General features: G+C 60.8%; 16 protein-coding genes. 8 read left to right on the top strand and 8 right to left on the bottom strand.

Annotated features, from left to right (window positions below; translation table 11 throughout):
• Positions 1–10: 10 nt before the first annotated feature.
• The 5 genes from HBO23_RS31535 to HBO23_RS31555 all read right to left on the bottom strand — a co-directional run bounded on the left by HBO23_RS31535 (position 11) and on the right by HBO23_RS31555 (position 6586).
• On the bottom strand, positions 11–1243 hold the full coding sequence (locus HBO23_RS31535) for an ABC transporter permease (RefSeq protein ID WP_017138074.1): 1233 nt from the start codon (positions 1241–1243) through the stop codon (positions 11–13).
• 166 nt (positions 1244–1409) lie between these two features.
• A complete protein-coding gene (locus HBO23_RS31540; protein ID WP_170040778.1) occupies positions 1410–2450 on the bottom strand; it encodes an ABC transporter substrate-binding protein in 1041 nt (346 codons plus the stop codon).
• A 43-nt stretch (positions 2451–2493) separates the two neighbouring features.
• Positions 2494–3606, bottom strand: coding sequence for an ABC transporter ATP-binding protein (locus HBO23_RS31545; RefSeq protein WP_017138072.1), 1113 nt, complete (start codon positions 3604–3606; stop codon positions 2494–2496).
• A 337-nt stretch (positions 3607–3943) separates the two neighbouring features.
• Positions 3944–4573: a response regulator transcription factor gene (locus HBO23_RS31550; RefSeq protein WP_170040779.1), complete on the bottom strand. Its 630-nt coding sequence runs from the start codon at positions 4571–4573 to the stop codon at positions 3944–3946.
• Between the two features lie 18 nt (positions 4574–4591).
• Complete coding sequence (locus HBO23_RS31555) at positions 4592–6586, bottom strand: transporter substrate-binding domain-containing protein (protein ID WP_017138070.1); 1995 nt, start codon at positions 6584–6586, stop codon at positions 4592–4594.
• 77 nt (positions 6587–6663) lie between these two features.
• Between HBO23_RS31555 and HBO23_RS31560 the strand changes: the two genes are divergently transcribed.
• Positions 6664–7638 carry an alpha/beta hydrolase family protein gene (locus HBO23_RS31560; RefSeq protein ID WP_170040780.1) on the top strand — a complete coding sequence of 325 codons (975 nt, stop codon included), beginning with the start codon at positions 6664–6666 and terminating at the stop codon, positions 7636–7638.
• A 58-nt stretch (positions 7639–7696) separates the two neighbouring features.
• Here HBO23_RS31560 and HBO23_RS31565 read toward each other — a convergent pair whose 3' ends face one another.
• Genes HBO23_RS31565 through HBO23_RS31575 form a run of 3 tightly spaced genes read right to left on the bottom strand, consistent with a single transcriptional unit; the run spans position 7697 to position 10162 of the window.
• Positions 7697–8464, bottom strand: coding sequence for a TerB family tellurite resistance protein (locus tag HBO23_RS31565; RefSeq protein ID WP_017138068.1), 768 nt, complete (start codon positions 8462–8464; stop codon positions 7697–7699).
• A 1-nt stretch (position 8465) separates the two neighbouring features.
• Positions 8466–9140: an N-acetylmuramate alpha-1-phosphate uridylyltransferase MurU gene (murU, locus tag HBO23_RS31570; RefSeq protein ID WP_170040781.1), complete on the bottom strand. Its 675-nt coding sequence runs from the start codon at positions 9138–9140 to the stop codon at positions 8466–8468.
• Positions 9137–10162 (bottom strand): phosphotransferase, encoded by a 1026-nt coding sequence (locus HBO23_RS31575; RefSeq protein WP_170040782.1) that lies wholly within the window; start codon positions 10160–10162, stop codon positions 9137–9139. Before HBO23_RS31575 ends, murU begins: the two co-directional genes overlap by 4 nt.
• A gap of 130 nt (positions 10163–10292) precedes the next feature.
• Here HBO23_RS31575 and HBO23_RS31580 point away from each other — a divergent pair, with 130 nt between their 5' ends.
• From HBO23_RS31580 to glpE, 7 genes are all read left to right on the top strand, one after another.
• Entirely contained in the window at positions 10293–13127 is a 2835-nt protein-coding gene (locus tag HBO23_RS31580; protein ID WP_170040783.1) for an LPS-assembly protein LptD, read from the top strand.
• The gene (locus HBO23_RS31585; RefSeq protein ID WP_017138064.1) at positions 13102–14442 is read left to right on the top strand and encodes a peptidylprolyl isomerase; all 1341 of its coding nucleotides are present in this window, start codon (positions 13102–13104) and stop codon (positions 14440–14442) included. Before HBO23_RS31580 ends, HBO23_RS31585 begins: the two co-directional genes overlap by 26 nt.
• A complete protein-coding gene (gene pdxA / locus HBO23_RS31590; protein ID WP_169987480.1) occupies positions 14439–15428 on the top strand; it encodes a 4-hydroxythreonine-4-phosphate dehydrogenase PdxA in 990 nt (329 codons plus the stop codon). The genes HBO23_RS31585 and pdxA overlap by 4 nt, the downstream gene beginning before the upstream one ends.
• Entirely contained in the window at positions 15425–16237 is an 813-nt protein-coding gene (gene rsmA, locus HBO23_RS31595; RefSeq protein WP_056857851.1) for a 16S rRNA (adenine(1518)-N(6)/adenine(1519)-N(6))-dimethyltransferase RsmA, read from the top strand. The genes pdxA and rsmA overlap by 4 nt, the downstream gene beginning before the upstream one ends.
• Positions 16238–16468: 231 nt before the next feature.
• Positions 16469–16849 carry a Co2+/Mg2+ efflux protein ApaG gene (gene apaG, locus HBO23_RS31600; protein WP_017138061.1) on the top strand — a complete coding sequence of 127 codons (381 nt, stop codon included), beginning with the start codon at positions 16469–16471 and terminating at the stop codon, positions 16847–16849.
• The gene (locus HBO23_RS31605; protein ID WP_099550419.1) at positions 16849–17697 is read left to right on the top strand and encodes a symmetrical bis(5'-nucleosyl)-tetraphosphatase; all 849 of its coding nucleotides are present in this window, start codon (positions 16849–16851) and stop codon (positions 17695–17697) included. Before apaG ends, HBO23_RS31605 begins: the two co-directional genes overlap by 1 nt.
• 9 nt (positions 17698–17706) lie before the next feature.
• On the top strand, positions 17707–18036 hold the full coding sequence (glpE, locus tag HBO23_RS31610; protein WP_017138059.1) for a thiosulfate sulfurtransferase GlpE: 330 nt from the start codon (positions 17707–17709) through the stop codon (positions 18034–18036).
• Positions 18037–18147: the final 111 nt, after the last annotated feature.

The following is an 18147-nucleotide window of genomic DNA, read 5'->3' on the forward strand; positions in this document are numbered from 1 at the left end:
CCAACTCTCCTCAGCTCAGGCGCAGGCGACTGGCGCCGACCAGACGGTTGTAGATCAGGTACAGCACGACGGTCGCCAGCAGCAGCAAGCCGCCCAACGCCGTGGCCATACCCCAATTGATGCTGGTGTTGGTGTAGAACGCGACGAAGTAGCTGACCATCTGGTCGTTCGGGCTGCCGAGCAGCGCCGGGGTGATGTAGTAACCAATCGCCAGGATAAACACCAGCAGGCAACCGGCGCCGACACCGGCATAAGTCTGCGGGAAGTACACACGCCAGAAACTGGCAAACGGGTGGCAACCCAGGGAAATCGCTGCACGCATATACGTGGGCGAGATGCCTTTCATCACGCTGTAAATCGGCAAAATCATGAAGGGCAACAGGATGTGCACCATCGAGATGTAAACCCCGGTGCGGTTAAACACCAGCTCCATGGGTTTATCGATCAGCCCCATGCCCATCAATGCGCTGTTGATCAGCCCACCGGACTGCAGCAATACAATCCACGCCGCCACCCTTACCAGGATTGAGGTCCAGAACGGCAGCAATACCAGAATCATCAGCAGGTTACTTTTGCGTGCCGGCAGGTTGGCCAGCAAATAGGCCAACGGGTAGGCCAGCAGCAGGCAGATGAAGGTTATTACCAAGCCCATCCAGAACGTGCGGGCGAAGATGTCCAGGTAGATGGCCTGGTCAGGCGTGGCCGGGGCCACTTCGCCAAGGTCATTGATACGGTGATCGACAGCCGCCAGCAGGTAGTACGGCGTGAGGCTGCTGGTATTACGCCGGATCGCCTGCCAGTACGCCGGGTCGCCCCAGCGTTCGTCGAGGTTTTCCAACGCTTCCTTATAAGAGGCGGGCGCTTCGGTAAACGGCAGCGCCCGCGCGGTTTTGGTCAACAGGCTGCGGTAGCCGGCCAGTTCCATGTTCAAGCGTTTGGACAAGTCGCCCAGCGTCTGGTTTTTACGCGCTTCACCCAGGTCTTCGCTGAGCGCCTGATACACCGGTTCACCCGGCAGGCCGCGACCGTCCCAGGTCTTGACCGCCACCACGGTACGCGGCAAACCGCCCACCACTTCCGGGTTGCCGACGCTTTTGTAAAGCAGCGCAACAATCGGCACCAGGAACACCAGCAGCAAAAACAGCACCAGCGGCGCAATCAAGGCCTGGGCCTTCCAGCGGTTGAGCCGCTCGGCACGCGCCAGGCGCTGCTTGAGGGTGGGGCTGGGAATGGCGATAACCATGGCAAACTCCGGAAATCTTCTAAGAGTTCCCTGTGAGCGGTGCTTTTTTGTGGGAGCTGGCTTGCCTGCGATGGCATCGCCTCGGTGTCACTCAAAGACCGAGTCGATCCCATCGCAGGCAAGCCAGCTCCCACACCAGCCTGCTTTCACAGAGGAATATGCGGTGTTACTTGGCCGCCCAGGAATTGAAGCGCTGCTCGAGCTGCTCGCCGTTATCCGCCCAGAAGCTCACATCGATCTGCACCTGGTTGGCGATGTTTTCCGGGGTGGTCGGCATGTCTTTCAACACATCCTTGGCCAGCAACGGTACAGCCTGGGTATTGGCCGGGCCGTAGGCGATGTTTTCCGAGTAGGTCTTCTGCTGTTGCGGCTGCACCGAGAAGGCGATGAATTTCTTCGCCGCTTCGGCACGGTCCTTGGCCAGGCCTTTAGGGATGGCCCAGGCGTCAAAGTCGTAGATGCCGCCGTTCCACACCACTTTCAGGTTGCTTTCTTTTTGCACGGCAGCGATGCGGCCGTTGTAGGCCGAGCTCATGACCACATCACCCGAGGCCAGGTACTGCGGCGGTTGTGCGCCGGCTTCCCACCACTGGATCGACGGTTTGAGTTCGTCGAGTTTCTTGAACGCGCGATCCTGGCCGTCTTTGCCAGCCAGCACTTTGTACACGTCTTTGGGGGCCACGCCGTCCGCCATCAAGGCGAATTCCAGGGTGTACTTGGCGCCTTTGCGCAGGCCGCGCTTGCCTGGGAATTTCTTGGTATCCCAGAAATCCGCCCAACTGGTCGGTGCAGTGGTCAGCTTGTCGGCGTTGTACGCCAGCACGGTGGACCACACAAAGAAGCCCACGCCGCAGGGCTGAATCGCGCCTTTCACGTAATCGGCGCTATTGCCGAACAGTTTCGGGTCGAGCGGTTCGAACATGTCTTCGTCACAGCCACGGGACAGTTCCGGCGACTCCACTTCCACCAAGTCCCATGACACGCTCTTGGTATCGACCATGGCTTTGACCTTGGCCATTTCACCGTTGTACTCACCGGCGACGATCTTGCCATTACCCGCGCTTTCCCACGGTGCGTAAAAGGCTTTGACCTGAGCCGCCTTGTTCGCGCCGCCGAAGGATACGACCGTCAGGTCCGGGCCTGCCATGGCCTGTGTCGCGCCCATCAAGCCGATGGCCAAGGCGGAATATTTAAGGGATCTCAACATTGTTGTTCTCTCCACGTGCAGGGTTGGTGAAGCCATGGGGCGATTAATTCGCCTCTAGAAGTGGGTCGAGTGCGCGAACGTGCTCGACTTGCCAGCCAATCGGTACCACGTCGCCGACCGCAAGCGCTGGGTCCAGCTCAGCGATCGGTTGTTTCACAAAAAAATCGGCCTTGCCGCAGACTTCCAGGCGCACACGCACGTGGTCGCCCAGGTAGATAAATTCCGCCACCCGCCCAGAGAAGCGGTTGACGCAGGATTCACTGGAGCCGTTGAGGCTGACGCGCTCCGGGCGTACTGACAGGGTCACCGGGCCGCCGAGCTGGCCGACATTCACTGCCAGCGCCTCAACCTTTTCACCGCGCGCCAACTCCACCACACAGCGTTCGCCGGTGTGGCTGTGCAAGCGGCCATTGAGTCGGTTGTTCTCACCGATGAAGTTGGCGACGAACGTGTTTTTTGGCTCTTCGTACAACGTGCGCGGCGCGGCGATCTGCTGGATCTCGCCCTGGTGGAACACCGCCACGCGGTCGGACATGGTCAAGGCTTCGCCCTGGTCGTGGGTCACGTACACCACGGTCACGCCGAGGCGCTGGTGCAGGTGCTTGATCTCCATCTGCATGTGTTCGCGCAGTTGTTTATCGAGGGCGCCGAGGGGTTCGTCCATCAACACCAGCTGCGGTTCGAACACCAGCGCGCGGGCCAAGGCCACGCGCTGTTGCTGACCGCCGGAGAGTTGCGCCGGGTAACGCTGGGCGAAGGCATCCAGCTGGACCATGCTCAGCACGCGTTTGACCCGCTCGCTGATATCGGTCTTGCTCAAGCCGCGCACCGACAAGGGGAAGGCCAGGTTCTCTGCCACCGTCATGTGCGGGAACAGCGCGTAGTTCTGGAACACCATGCCGATGTCGCGCTTGTGCGGCGGCACGTTGTTGATAGCGCGCCCGGCGAGCAAAATTTCCCCGGCGGTCGGCGTCTCGAAACCGGCGAGCATCATCAGGCTGGTGGTCTTGCCCGAACCGGACGGCCCGAGCAGGGTGAGGAACTCGCCCTTGCGAATCTCCAGGTTGAGGTCTTTGACGATCAGGTTCTCGCCGTCGTAGCTCTTCTGCACGCCACGAAAGCTGACCAGCACATCATTTGAATCCACCTCGCTCATACCCGCACCTTTTGTTTTGGACTGCTGTGGCACAAAGCGTAGTCCAGGCGCGAGCCCCCGGAAATCGGGGGCGAGGAGAGAATCACATCAGCAGGATGGAAGGTTGGGGGTAGGGATTGCCCTACACGGATGGCGGGCAGAGAACAGTGCGGTGGCAATCGTCAGCGTCTGCCGGCAAAGCCTATGTCGTAAACAGATACGCGCACCTGGAGGAGCCCGGCTTGATCGTTCCCTCGCTCCGCGTGGGAATGCAGCCCAGGACGCTCTGCGTCCTAAAGCGTGACGCAGAGCGTCACAAGAGGTGTTACCACGCGGAGCGTGGGAACGATCGAGGGGGTTACAAGAGTTTGTGTTCCATGGCGTACTTCACCAGTTCGGCCAGGGAGGTGATATGGAGCTTTTGCATCAACCGCGCCTTGTGGGTGCTGATGGTCTTGCTGCTCAGCGCCAGTTGCTGGGCGATGTCATTGACGTTGGCGCCCTGGGCCAGGCGCTCGAACACTGAGAACTCGCGCTCCGACAGTAACGAGTGCAACGGCCGCGTATCGGTGAGGCCGACCTCAAAGACCATGCGGTCCGCCAGGTCCGGGTCGATGTAACGCCCGCCCGACGCCACCTTGCGAATCGCCGTCAGCAACAGCGCCGGGTCACTGTCCTTGGTGGCATACCCCGCCGCCCCGACTTTCAGGGCGCGGGCAGCCATTTGCGCTTCATCGTGCATCGACAGCACCAGAATCGCGGGCGGGTTACTCAATGCACGGATGCGCGCAATCGCTTCCAGGCCATTCACGCCCGGCATCGAGATATCCAGCAACACCACCTCACAGGCGATATGGCGCAAGGTCTCCAGCAACTGCTCGCCATTGCTGGCCTCGCCGACCACCAGCAGGTCTTTGGCCAGGCCAATCAATTGCTTGATGCCTTCACGAACAATGGTGTGGTCTTCGGCTACCAATACGCGAATCACAGGGGCTTGCTCCTATCGTTATGCATCCAACGGCACCGTGACACTCAAGGTGGTGCCCTCCCCCAGTTCGCTGTGCAGGCTCAATTGCCCGCCCATCATCAGCACCCGCTCACGCATGCCGACTACGCCAAAGGATACCGGGCGGCCGGGGTTCTCGACGAAACCGACGCCGTCATCGCTGATGGTCAGCCGCAAGTCGGCGCTTTCCACTGTCAGGGTCAGTTCGACAGTATGCGCCTGGGCATGACGCATCACATTGGTCAGCGCCTCCTGCAGGATGCGGAACAGGCCAATTGCCTTGGCATCGCTGAGGGCCGGCAGGTTATCCGGGACTTGTACCAGACAGGGAATGTGCGTGCGCGCTTCGAAGCGGCGGGCTTGCCATTCAATCGCCGAGGCGATGCCAGCGTCGAGAATCGGCGGGCGTAGCGCGGTCGCCACATCCCGGACAAGCTGGAACAGCTGGGCGATCAGGCGTTTCATGCTGTTCAGGCGCTCGGTCAAGCCCGGGTCCAATTGCGCATAGGCCAGCTCGCACATCGAGGTCTCCAGCTTGAGCACCGTGAGCATCTGACCCAACTCGTCATGCACTTCACGGGCGATGCGCGCCTTTTCCTCTTCGCGCACGGTTTCAAGGTGGGCAGAGAGCTCGCGCAGCTGTGTTTCGCTTTGCTGCAAGGCGGCCACGTAACGACGGCGCTCGGTGACGTCGTTGAGATAAACCACCAGGTATTCGCCCTCGGCAAAGCGCAGGAAGCTCAACGACACATCCGCCGGCAGGATGCTGCCGTCAGCGCGCACGCAATCGGCGGCGAAGGTCTGCGGGCCTTCTTCGCTGGCGCGCGCACGCTTCCACACGTCGAGCCAGCGGTCCATGTTCAAGGTCGGGTCAAAATCGATCAGCGGTCGCTCGATCAGCGCGCCCGCGGCGTAGCCCAGCATGGTCTCGGCGGCGCGGTTGGCGTAACGCACGTGGCTGTCCCAATTGACCCAAAGAATGCCGACCGTACTTTGATCGATGGAGAACTGCGTCAGCCGCAACGCTTCGGCACCGGCCGCACGCGCGGCGCTTTCTTCTCGGGCGGCCAGTAAGCTGTGTTCCAGCACTCGCTGGTGGCGGCGCTGCCAAACCACCACGGCGAGGCTGGCGAGCAGGAACATCGCCAAGAGCAGGCTGAGGTTTTGCCACAGGCCCGGCGATTCCGTCAGCCGTGGGTATTTGGGTTGCAGCCAGCGGCTGTGCAATTGGTCGAGGTCGCGGGCGGGTATCGCGCGCAAGGCACTTTGCATGATGCTCGCCAGTTCCGGCCACTCACGGCGCGTGGCCACACGCAGCAATTGCGGCAGGCCGATATCGCCGACCACCGCCAGCCCGGCAAACTCCGCCTCGCCGGACAATCGGCTCAATTGCGCCTCATCCACCACGGCATAACGCGCCTGCTGGCTCACCAACAATTGCAAGGCCTGACGCTCCAAAGGGACGCCTTGCAGGTTGAGGTTGGGATAATTGCTGCGCAGGTAATCGGCGACAGCGCTGGGCATGCGCACGGCGACGCGGGACAGCTCGTCAAGCTTTTCCAGCTCCACCGCGCCGCCGCCCTCGCGAATGCCGACGATATGCTGAGGCACGCGCATGTAAGGGTCGCTGAATAACCACAAACGCAAACCGGCCGGGGTTTGCTGCAGGCCCGGGGCGATATCCACCTCGCCATCGCGCACGGCAGCTTCCAGTTGCTCCTGGCTGGGGAAATTGCGCCAGGTCAGGTCGATATTCAGCGCTTTGGCCAGCCATTGCATCAACTCGACATTCGCCCCGGACAAGCGCTGCAGGCGCCGATCGTATTGGGCGTACGGTGCCTGCAATACCAGGCCCACGCGCAACTGCGGGTGCTGCGCCAGCCATTCACGCTGCTGAGCATTGAGCTGCGCCTGCGGCGCGATAGGCGCAGGCGCGGCATTCGCCATCAAGGCAAAGCACACACAGCCGATAACCAGCAGACAGCGAAAACCCATGATCCACGTCTCACATCACTGACAAACACTGACCAACCCATTAGGCTGCTGGAATCACTTCTGGCCGGGAATTAACGATGCCCTTTACCCACCGTTCGGCACTGCCAGCATTGTGCCTATCGCTGCTATTTACCAGCGCCTTTTCTGTTCAAGCCGCCGACGCGCCTGCGCCCACCGCCGAAAAACCGGCTGAACGCCAAGCCCTGCCCGAGCGCAGCCAGGAAGAAGCCAACGCCCTTGAGCGACAACTTCCACGCCAGGAACAACAACAGTTGCAGGCCGGCACCGACTCATTTCTGGCGCTGTGGAAACCTGCCAACAGCGCCGAGCCCGAAGGGGTGGTGATTATCGTACCGGGCGCAGGGGAAAGTGCTGACTGGCCGCAAGCAATCGCGCCCTTACGGCGCAAGCTGCCCGATGCCAATTGGGGCACCCTCAGTTTGTCGCTGCCGGATGTGAACCTCGACACCTTGCCGCCACGGGTCATGGAGCCACCTAAAGCCGCCGTCGACACCAGCAGCAAAGACGGCAGCACGGCCGCCAAACCGATCGAACAAGCCGCCAGCGCCGAAGCCGAAGGCACTGACCCGGCGGTGGTGCCTGGTGCTGATGAACAAGACAAGACCGACGCCAAGCGCATCTTTGATCGCATTGACGCCGCCGTTGCCTTTGCCCAAACCCAGAGCGCCCGCAGTGTGGTACTGCTCGGCCACGGCACCGGCGCCTGGTGGGCTGCGCGCTACCTGAGCGAGAAACAGCCGTCCCAAGTGCAGAAGTTGGTGATGGTGGATGGCAAGACGCCAGCGGCCAGGCAGCCGGACCTGCAAAAACTGGCACCGGCGCTGAAGGTGCCGACGGCGGATGTGTATTACCAGGACGGCGCTCAAGAGCGCAAAAACGCCCTGGAACGCATGCAGGCCGCCAAGCGGGCGAAGAATGACAGCTATAAACAGGTGTCACTCAAGACCTTGCCGGGCAACAGTGCGGCTGAGCAAGAGCAGCTGTATCGGCGGGTTCGCGGGTGGTTGAGCCCGGAGCCGACCTCCAACTAATCCAGCCTGGCAAGCCAGCTCCCACACTGATTGGGTTGTCACTTCCAAATGGTGGTGGCTACCTGAAATCCCGCCGTTCGCGAATCAACGCATAAGCATTGTGCAGCTCGCGGGTGCGCTCGGTGGCCTCACGCACTTGCGCCAGGCTCGCGCCACTGCCGGCGATCTTGTCCGGGTGATGGCGGCTGAGCAGGCGGCGATAGGCACGTTTGATCGCCGCCGGTTCGCTGGTGGACGTCACCCCCAGAATCCGCAACGCCTCCTGATACGCCCCGCCACGACTGGCTAATGGCTTGCGTTCGGGGGCGTAATCAGACGCCAGCGCCTGCAGCTGTTGCGGCGTCCACCCCAGCCACTTGCCCCATAGGTCAATCAGGTCGCGCTCGGCGTCATCGGCCCTGCCGTCCGCCCAGGCCATGCGCCAGCATGCACGCAATACACCTTCTGCCGCATGGGGTTGGGCTTTGAGTACGCGCAGGTAATTGCGCACTCGGTCGGATCCCGACTTGCCACGATTGAACGCGGTAATCGCCCGACGCTGGGCCGGCTCGCTCATGTCCAGCGAGCGCATCTCCTGGCGCGCCTGCTGAATATGCCCCTCCACCACCCGGCCATTACTCTTGGCCAGGCGCCCCAACAAAACAAACAGCAATTCGTCGTTGCGCAACGCCGGGCGCCCGCCCAGGCGCTCGCGCAATTGCGCCCAGCTGTGCAACTGCAGGCGGCGATCCAGTGCCTGCCCCAGCAATGCGCCCAACAAGGCCCCCGGAATACTGGCAATGGCAAAGCCAGCCCCGGCACCGATCAGTGTCCCTGGCCACAACATCTTATTGCCCCGCAGTCAGCAGGGTTTCAACCTGCGCCAGACGCTCCAGCGTGCCGACATCAATCCAGCGTCCTGTCATGTGCTCTCCCGTTACCAGACCTTTGGCCATGGCCTCCCGCAACAGCGGCGCCAGTTTGAAGGCACCGGCGCTGCAACCCGCGAACAACTTCGGGTCGAGAACTGAAATGCCACTGAAGGTCAGGTTATCGGCACCGGGCGCGGCATCATGAAGCAGACCTTCGTCCAGGTAGAAATCGCCGCCAGAAGGGTGATGCGCCGGGTTATCGACCATCACCAGGTGAGCCAGGCCCTTGAGCGGTTGCTTGAGGAGATTGAAGTCGTAGTCGGTCCAGATATCACCATTGACCACCAGAAAAGGCTCGTCGCCCAACAACGGCAGCGCCTGGAAAATTCCGCCACCGGTTTCCAGCGGCTCGCCCTCGGCTGAATATTGAATGCGCAAGCCAAACTGCGCACCATCGCCCAGGTAGCTTTCAATCTGCTGGCCGAGCCAGGCATGGTTGATCACGATATCGGTGAAGCCGGCCTTGGCCAGCGCTTCAAGGTGATACTCGATCAAACGCTTGCCGCCCGCCTGCACCAGTGGTTTGGGCGTGTGCAACGTGAGCGGGCGCATCCGCTCACCTTTGCCTGCTGCCAGGATCATCGCCTTCATACGCCCGCCTCGGTTGGTTCACGCAGGCTGGCGAGCAGCTCGCCCAACTCGTCCAGCTCCGGCCGGTCGGCCAGTACCGCTTCTATATAAGCAAAGAAACGCGGCACATCGGCCAGGTAGCGTGGCTTGCCATCGCGATGGCAGATGCGCGCAAAAATGCCGATGACCTTGAGGTGACGCTGCACGCCCATCAGGTCACTGGCCCGCAGGAACTCGTTGAAATCCGCCTGCACCGGGATGCCCAACGCGGTGGCACGCTCCCAGTAGCCGCGTTGCCACGCCTGCACACGCGCCTTGGGCCAGCTGAGGAACGCATCCTTGAACAAGCAGGTGATGTCATAGGTGACCGGGCCGTAGACCGCGTCCTGGAAGTCCAGCACGCCGGGGTTCGGCGCGCTGATCATCAGGTTGCGCGGCATATAGTCGCGATGCACCAGCACTTTGGGCTGGGCCAGGGCACTGTCGATCAGGTGATCGCTGACGCGTTGCCATAAGGCCTGCTGCCGGGTGTCGAATTCGATACCCAAATGCCGGCGCACGTACCACTCCGGAAACAATTCCAGCTCACGGCGCAACAAGGCCACGTCATAGCTGGGCAGCGGCGCGTCCATCGGCAATTGCTGAAAAGCCAGCAACGCGTCGATGGCATCGGCAAACAATTGATCGGCGTTTTGCGCGTCAATCACGTCCAGATAGGTTTTTCTGCCCAGGTCATTGAGCAAAAGAAAGCCGCGCGGCAAATCTTCTGCATAAATTTTTGGCACATTTATTCCCGATTTCGCGAGTAAATCAGCGATATCGACGAAAGGTTTGCAGTTTTCCTGGGGCGGTGGAGCGTCCATGACGACGAACGTGCGACCGCCGCCCTCCCACCGGAAATAACGCCTGAAACTCGCGTCGCTGCTGGCCGCGGTCAATGTGGCCGGAGGTACGACACCCCAGTCCTGAGCGTTGAAAAGGATCGGCAACTGCTCATCCAGCCAAACTTTCAGCTGTTGTAAACGTAGATCTTGCTCGGGCATTACAAGGGTCTCCGACGGCGCTAGCCGTCAAGCGGGTCATGCTTTATTATCACGCATCTTTTTCAGACCATCGAGAGGCGTGCGGCCCAAACCGCGGGCAGATGGCACGCAGGAAGCCCGGACTAATAAGATGGCATTGAAATCCCCCGCGTTTCGTAGAAAATTTCCGTTGCTGGTAACCGGCAGTCTGCTGGCCATGCAACCTTTCGCCACCTCATTCGTGGTCGCCGCGGAACAGTATGACTGCTCAGTCTCTGCTTCGGGTGCCTGGGATTGCGCGCCAAAAACCGCCGCAGCCCCGTTACCACCGCGCCCGGTGCACGACGGTGCAGCCGTCAGCGCCGCTGGCAGCACGGCGCAAGCCGATGCTGGCGGCACCGCTGCGGCCGAGCCGAAGACCACCCTGGTCACCGAGTCCAAGGGCCGTGGCCTGCGTTCGCGCAGTGCCGACTACAGCCACCTGGACTGGGTGCCTCGCGACAAGCTGACCGCAGCCCAACTGGCTGAGACCGGCCCGTATTGCTCCGGCGCGTACATCGAGCCGACCCGTCCTGGCATGAACGACAAGACGGACAAAAGCGATTCGCCGACCTTCATCGGTGCCAAGGTGTCTCGTTACGAGCAGGAACAGCAGGTTGCGACCCTGGCCGGTGACGTCGTCATGCGCCAGGGCAGCATGCAGATGGAGGCTCAGGAAGCCAGCCTGTACCAAGCCGAGAACCGTGGCGAGCTGAACGGCGATGTGCGTCTGCGCGACAACGGCGCCCTGATCGTCGGCGACCACGCCGAGGTCCAGCTCGATACCGGCGCGGCCCAGATCGACAATGCCGAATACGTGCTGCACAAGTCGCGCATTCGCGGTAACGCCCTGTACGCCAAGCGTGCCGAAAACGCGATCATCCGTCTCAAGGACGGTACGTACACCACCTGCGAGCCGGACAGCAACGCCTGGCAGCTCAAGGGCAACAACATCACGTTGAACCCGGCCACCGGTTTCGGTACGGCCACCAACGCGACGTTGCGGATCAAGAACATCCCGATCCTCTACACCCCGTACATCTACTTCCCGATCGACGACCGTCGTCAATCCGGCTTCCTGCCGCCAAGCTTCAGCACCGGCAGCGAAACCGGCTTCACACTGGTCACGCCGTACTACTTCAACCTGGCGCCAAACTATGACGCCACGTTGTACCCGCAATACATGACCAAGCGCGGTTTGTTGATGGAAGGCGAATTCCGCTACCTCACCAAATCCAGCGAGGGCCAGTTCGGTGGCGCGTACCTGAACGACGACAGCGACGAGCGTAAGAAACAAACTGATTACGAAAAAACCCGTTACATGCTCAATTGGCAGCATAAAGGTGGGTTGGATTCGCGGGTGTCGACCCAGGTCGACTACACCAAGATCAGCGATCCTTTTTACTACCAAGACTTGAAGTCCTATCAGGAAGGTATCAAGACTCAGGACTTCGTCAACCAGCAGGGTTCAGTGGCCTATCGCGGTGACAGTTTCCAGGCTCGGCTGAACGTGCAGGCCTACCAACTGGCGACGATCTCCCAAATCACTCCGTATGACAGGCTGCCGCAGCTCACCTTCAACGGGACGCTGCCGTATCATCCGGGTGGGGTTAACTTTACCTACGAGACTGAAGCAGTTCGATTTGATCGCGATCTCAGAAGCGGCAACGTTCTAGACGAGAATGGCGGCCCAGTTAATCCGGATGGCACTCTAGGCGAGAAGCGCCTAGACGAATATGTCAATGGCCTAACCCGCGCCAACGGTACTCGCCTGAACGCAGCACCGGCCGTCGAATACCCGATGAACTGGACCTACGGCTTTATTAAGCCGAAACTCAAGTACGTCTACACCAAGTACGATCTTGACCTTGATGGCAAGGGCAAAAACGATATCGTTGTTGCACAAACGAACGCTACCGCAGCTAATCCCTACGCGGGCGGTGTCTTCAAAAGCTCCCAAGACCGCGCAGTCCCGATCGCCAGTATCGACAGCGGCTTGTATTTCGACCGCAATACCAACTGGTTCGGCAAAGACTATCGCCAGACTTTGGAACCGCGCGCGTTTTACCTCTATGTGCCTAACAAGGACCAGAGCGATATCCCGGTATTCGACACCAGTGAATACTCGTTCAGCTACTCCTCGCTGTTCCGCGACAACCGCTTCAGCGGCACTGACCGGATTGGCGATGAGAACAAGCTGTCCCTGGGCGTGACCAGCCGCTGGATTGAAGACAACGGCTTCGAACGTCAGCGCGTGTCCGTGGGTCAGGCGGTGTACTTCAAGGATCGCCAGGTTCAATTGCCGGGTGTCCTTGCTTCCGACCGCTCCGACGCACAGTCCGACGTGTCGCCTGTTGCCCTGGAATACGAATACCGCTACAACCGCGATTGGCGCGCGACAGCCGACTTCAACTGGGACACCGAAGAACATAGCACCCGCTCCGGCAGTGCAATGCTTCACTACCAGCCGGAAGACAACCCGAACAAGATCATCAACGTCGGTTATCGCTATCGTAACGACCAGGTTGTCTACAACCAGCTGACCGGCAAATGGCAGTTCGGTGGTGACTACGGGCAACCAGGCGATGCGAACTTCGTGAAGGATTACTACAAAATCCAGCAACACGACTTCTCGATGATGTGGCCGATCATTCCGCAGTGGAACCTGATCACCCGCTGGCAGTATGACTATGCCCGCAACCGTACCCTGGAAGCCTTCGGTGGTTTCGAGTACGACAACTGCTGCTGGAAACTGCGCGTCATCAACCGTTACTGGGTTTCCAACGACGAATACAGCCAGATCGCCCCGCTTAACGAAAAGGGTGACCACGGGCTCTTCTTCCAGATCGTCCTCAAAGGACTCGGCGGCCTGACCGGCGCCAAGGTAGAGAGCTTCCTCGACAAAGGCATTGAAGGTTATCGTGAACGTGAAGACCAAGCTTTCTGATTGCTTGCGCCCGCTAGTGCTGGGCGCGCTGTTCCTGGGGGCCGCATCGGCACACGCTGCGGTTCAACAGCTGGACAAGGTAGTGGCCATCGTCGATAACGACGTGATCATGCAGAGCCAACTCGACCAACGGGTCAAGGAAGTTCAGCAAACCATCGCCAAGCGTGGCGGCGGCGTACCGCCTACCAGCGTGCTGGACCCACAGGTACTTGAGCGCCTGATCGTCGAAAACCTGCAACTGCAGATCGGCGAGCGCTCCGGCATCCGTATTTCGGACGAAGAACTGAACCAGGCCGTCGGCACCATCGCTCAGCGCAATAACATGAGCATTGACCAGTTCAAGGCTGCCCTGGCCCACGATGGTTTGTCTTATGAAGACGCCCGTGACCAGATCAAGCGTGAAATGATCATCAGCCGTGTGCGTCAGCGCCGTGTAGCGGAGCGCGTTCAGGTGTCTGAGCAGGAAGTGAAGAACTTCCTGGCCTCGGACCTCGGCAAGATGCAGCTCTCCGAAGAACTGCACCTGGCCAATATCCTGGTTCCAACCCCAGACAGCGCCAGCTCCGAGCAGCTCAATGCCGCTGCGGCGAAAACCCAGGCTATCTATGATCGCCTGAAAGCCGGTGCTGACTTTGCCCAAACGGCCATTGCCATGTCCGGCAGCGACAACGCCTTGGACGGCGGTGACATGGGCTGGCGTAAAGCCGCGCAACTGCCACCTCCGTTCGACCGTGAGCTGAGCGCCATGAATGTGGGTGAAATCACCCAGCCAGCGCGTACGCCAGGCGGCTTCATCATCCTCAAGTTGCTCGGCAAACGCGGCGGCGAGACCTCGCTGAAAGACGAAGTGCATGTTCGTCACATCCTGGTCAAACCAAGCGAAATCCGTACCGAGGCGCAAACCAAGGAGCTGGCCCAGAAGATCTATGACCGCATCGAAGGCGGTGAAGACTTCGCCACCCTGGCCAAGAGCTTCTCGGAAGACCCGGGTTCCGCCCTCAACGGTGGCGACCTGAACTGGATCGATCCGAAAGCGCTGGTGCCGGAGTTCCAGGACGTCATGGCCAAGACCCCGCAAGGCGTTCTGTCCAAGCCGTTCAAGACCCAATATGGCTGGCACGTCCTGGAAGTCCTTGGCCGCCGCGCCACCGACAACACCACCCAGGCCCGCGAGCAACAAGCCCTGACCGTGCTGCGTAACCGCAAGTACGACGAAGAGCTGCAAACCTGGTTGCGTCAGATCCGTGACGAAGCCTACGTAGAGAACAAGCTGCCAGGCGCCGAGCAAACAGGCACCGACCAGGCAGCACAGTGAAACCCCAGCGTTTCGCGGTAACACCCGGCGAGCCGGCCGGCATTGGTCCAGACCTGTGCCTGCTGCTCGCCTCGCACCCTCAGCCACACCCCCTGATTGCCATTACCAGTCGCGACCTGCTCCTTGAGCGGGCCGCGCAGCTGGGTGTGGCTGTCACCTTGCTGGACGTGGCGCCGGGCAACTGGCCCGACCTGCCCGCCCCGGCCGGTAGCCTGTATGTGTGGGACACCCCGCTGGCAGCCAAGGTGGTTGCCGGGCGACTGAACAAGGCCAATGCCGCGTTTGTGCTGGAAACCCTGACACGCGCAGGCCAAGGCTGCATCGACGGCGACTTCGCCGGTATGATCACCGCCCCGGTGCACAAGGGCGTGATCAACGAGTCCGGCATTGCCTTTTCCGGCCATACCGAATTCCTCGCCGAACTAACCCATACCGAACAAGTGGTGATGATGCTGGCCACTCGCGGCCTTCGGGTAGCGCTGGTGACCACGCACTTGCCGTTGCGCGATATCGCCGACGCCATCACTGCCGAGCGTGTGGAGCGCGTTACACGCATCCTGCACACCGACCTGCAACAGAAATTCGGCATTGCCCAACCACGCATCCTGGTTTGTGGGCTCAACCCGCATGCCGGTGAAGGCGGTCATTTGGGCCATGAAGAAATCGACATCATTGAACCGACATTAGAGCGTCTGCGCCAAGAAGGCATGGACCTGCGCGGCCCATTGCCTGCAGACACTCTGTTTACCCCCAAATATCTGGAGCACTGCGACGCAGTGCTGGCGATGTACCACGACCAAGGGCTGCCCGTGCTGAAGTACAAAGGCTTCGGCGCCGCAGTCAACGTGACACTGGGCCTGCCGATCATCCGCACCTCCGTCGACCATGGCACTGCCCTGGACCTGGCGGGCAGCGGCAAGATCGATACCGGCAGCCTGCACGTGGCCCTGGAAACCGCCTATCAGATGGCCGAGACCCGTATATGACTGAGCATTACCAACACCGGGCGCGCAAGCGCTTCGGGCAAAACTTCCTGCACGACGCTGGCGTGATCGACCGTATTCTGCGTTCCATCCATGCCAAGCCAGAAGACCGCTTGCTGGAAATCGGCCCGGGCCAGGGCGCATTGACCCAAGGCCTGCTCAACAGTGGCGGCCAGTTGGACGTGGTGGAGTTGGACAAGGACCTGATCCCGATCCTCAACCAGCAGTTCGCCGGTATGCCCAACTTCAACCTGCACCAGGGCGATGCGCTGAAGTTTGACTTCAACAGCCTCAACGCCGCGCCCAACAGCCTGCGGGTGGTCGGCAACCTGCCGTACAACATCTCTACGCCGCTGATTTTTCACCTGCTGAACAATGCCGGGATCATCCGCGACATGCACTTCATGCTGCAAAAAGAAGTGGTTGAGCGTTTGGCCGCAGGCCCAGGCGGTGGTGATTGGGGCCGTCTGTCGATCATGGTTCAGTACCATTGCCGCGTAGAGCACCTGTTCAACGTCGGCCCTGGCGCCTTCAACCCGCCGCCGAAGGTCGACTCGGCCATCGTGCGCCTGGTGCCGCACGCGGTGCTGCCGCATCCGGCCAAGGACCACAAGTTGCTGGAGCGCGTGGTACGCGAAGCGTTCAACCAACGCCGCAAGACCCTGCGCAACACGCTCAAGGCGCTGCTGAGCAACGCCGAGATCGAAGCCGCCGGTGTCGACGGTGGCCTGCGCCCCGAGCAACTGGACCTGGCCGCGTTTGTGCGTCTGGCTGATCAGCTTGCGATCCAGCCTGCGCCGACCGTGGAATAAGCTGTAACTCGATACAACTGTGGGAGCGGGCTTGCCCGCGATGGCGGTGCATCAGTGACACATTCAGTGACTGACACACTGCATTCGCGAGTAAGCCCGCCCCCACAGTTGCTCCGCGTTATACCGATAGCGCTTGCCGCCTGCCCGACACATGTCTGGCCTAGTGCCCCGCTCATGGCCTAGACTGATCCGCATCTGCTGTCCTCCGCTTTTGCTCTTAAGGCCTCTTGCATGTCCGATCCTCGCTACCAGATCGACGTCAGCGTCGTCACCCGCTTCCTCGCGGACCAATCGCAACCTGAACACGACCGTTATGCCTTCGCCTACACCATCACGGTGAAGAACAACGGGCAGGTGCCGGCCAAACTGCTGTCGCGCCACTGGGTAATTACCGATGGCGACGGCCAGGTCGAGGAAGTGCGTGGTGCCGGCGTGGTTGGTCAGCAGCCGTTGATCGACATCGGCGCCAGCCATACTTACAGCAGCGGCACGGTGATGACCTCCAAAGTCGGCACCATGCAGGGCTCGTATCAGATGAAAGCCACCGACGGAAAACTGTTCGACGCCATCATCGCGCCGTTTCGCCTCGCAGTGCCCGGAGCCCTGCACTGATGACGACGTACGCAGTCGGTGACCTGCAAGGCTGCCTGGAACCCCTCAAATGCCTGCTGGAGCGCGTAGCCTTCAACCCGGCGAGCGACCGCTTGTGGCTGGTCGGCGACCTGGTCAATCGCGGCCCCGAGTCCCTGGAGACCCTGCGCTTTCTTTATAAGATGCGCGATTCATTGGTGTGCGTGCTGGGCAACCATGACCTGCACCTGCTGGCGGCCGGCAATAACATCGAACGCCTGAAAAAAGGCGACACCCTGCGCGAGATCCTGGAAGCGCCGGACAGGACTGAATTACTGGACTGGCTGCGCCGCCAAAAGCTCATGCATTACGACGAAGGCCGCAACATGGCCTTGGTGCATGCCGGCATCCCGCCCCAATGGACGCTGAAGAAAGCCCTCAAGGGCGCCGCCGAAGTCGAAAGCGCCCTGGCCGATGACAACCTGTACACCGCCTACCTCGACGGCATGTACGGCAACGAGCCGGTCAAGTGGGACAATGACCTCACCGGCGTGGCCCGCCTGCGCGTGATCACCAACTACTTCACACGCATGCGCTTCTGCACCGCCGAAGGCAAGCTGGACCTCAAGAGCAAGGAAGGCGCCGACACTGCGCTGCCCGGTTATAAGCCATGGTTTGCCCACAAGGAACGCAAGACCCGTGACATGAAGATCATCTTCGGTCACTGGGCGGCCCTGGAAGGCAAATGCGAAGAACCTGGCGTGTTCGCCCTCGACACCGGTTGCGTGTGGGGCGGCGCCATGACCCTGATGAACATCGACACCGGCGAGCGCCTGAGCTGCCAGTGTGAACCTCCCCCTTCTGTAACACTGCCGGGCGCCAAGCCCTAGGAGCCCGCCATGAGCGAATTCAAACGTATCCCTCCCGAACAAGCCCAGGCCCTGCGCGAGCAAGGCGCCGTGGTGGTCGACATCCGCGACCAGCCGACCTATGCAGCAGGCCACATCAGCGGCGCGCAGCATCTGGACAACCACAACATCCAAGACTTCATCCGTGCCGCCGACCTCGATGCACCGGTGATCGTGGCCTGCTACCACGGCAATTCCAGCCAGAGCGCAGCGGCCTATCTGATCAGCCAGGGCTTCTCCGACGTCTATAGCCTGGACGGTGGCTTCGAGCTGTGGCGTACGACCTATCCTGCAGAAATTGCCTCCGACAATTCGCAATAATTTTTTTCACACCCCGCCACCCCGCGTGACGCTTGGGCTTGCGCCGTTTCTGACGAACGGCGCAGCCAAACTAATTGCGCATCGCGCCTTGACCTCCCGGATTCCGAACTA

This window comes from Pseudomonas sp. WS 5532 (assembly GCF_012985445.1).
In the GTDB taxonomy this organism is placed as follows: domain Bacteria; phylum Pseudomonadota; class Gammaproteobacteria; order Pseudomonadales; family Pseudomonadaceae; genus Aquipseudomonas; species Aquipseudomonas edaphica.